This is a genomic window from Bradyrhizobium valentinum (assembly GCF_001440405.1).
GTDB classification, from domain to species: domain Bacteria; phylum Pseudomonadota; class Alphaproteobacteria; order Rhizobiales; family Xanthobacteraceae; genus Bradyrhizobium; species Bradyrhizobium valentinum.
The window spans coordinates 1-1,125 of the sequence record NZ_LLXX01000035.1; the positions used below are offsets into that span (position 1 = coordinate 1).

The window sequence follows — 1,125 nt, forward strand, 5'->3', positions numbered from 1 at the left end:
ACTAGTACCCGGAATCAGAGCTGAGTGATACGGCGGCCTTTGAAACGGCGTTGACGGACCTTTTTCTTGGTCCAGACGAAGGGCTCGGCTTTGTCGTTGTACGCGTTGACGTAGGCATCGATGTGTTCCTGAAGCTGTTTGAGGCTTGTGAAGGAGGTGCCGCTAAGCGACTGCCCCTGCAAGATCGAAAACCATACCTCGACCTGATTGAGCCAGGATGCACTTGTCGGGGTGAAATGAAATTGCACGTTGGGGTGGGCCTTGAGCCAATGTTCGTTTTTCTTGTGGGTGTTGAGGTTGTCGAGGATGACGTGAAGCTTTCGGCCCGGAAAGGCCGCGATGACGCTGTTCATGAAGTCGAGGAACTCGACGCGACGCCGCCGTTTTGAGTGCGCCGCGATGATCTTTCCGGTGGCGACTTCGAGCGCCGCAAACAATGTTGTGGTGCCATGCCGCTTGTAATCGTGGCTCTGGCCGGTCAAGGCGCGGCCATTGGGCAACTTCAGATAGCCCTGCGCTCGCTCCAAAGCCTGGATCGAGGGCTTCTCGTCCACGCATAGCACAATGGCCTTCGCGGGCGGGGCGACGTAGAGGCCAACAACATCGGCGGCTTTGGCCGTAAAGTTCGGGTCGGTGCTCTCGCACCAGGACTTGCGAGTCGCGAGGTCAATCTTGTGGCTGCGCAGGAACCGCCAGACATATTGGACGTCAACATCGCCCAGCGCCTCCGCCAGCAGAGGGCCGGTCCAGCGCGCAAACCCTTGCGGCGGCGGTTTATCCAGCAGCTTCAGAATCCGCTTGTCGGTCCTCTTCGTATAAATCGGCTGCTTGCCAGGCCGCGGCTTGTCTTTCAGCCCTTCAAGGCCATGGTCGGCATAGCGATGCCGCCAAAGGCTGACAATCCGTGGCTGGACCCCAACTTCCTTGGCGATCGACCGGGTGCTGCGCCCGTCCGCCGCCAACAGAACTATCCGCGCCCGCTTCAAATCGCGCTGCAAGGTCACCGGCGAGCGGCAACACGCCTCAAGCACCTTGCGATCTTTCCTCGAAAGGCGAACTTCTCTTGCTTCGGGTATCATCCATATCTTGAATCACGACTCACGATCCAAGGAAAGTGGGTACTAG

General features: G+C 58.6%; 1 protein-coding gene. It reads right to left on the reverse strand.

Going from position 1 to position 1,125, the window contains the following annotated elements; genetic code table 11:
- Positions 1–14: 14 nt before the first annotated feature.
- Positions 15–1,079 carry an IS630 family transposase gene (locus CP49_RS06835; RefSeq protein WP_057849535.1) on the reverse strand — a complete coding sequence of 355 codons (1,065 nt, stop codon included), beginning with the start codon at positions 1,077–1,079 and terminating at the stop codon, positions 15–17.
- Positions 1,080–1,125: the final 46 nt, after the last annotated feature.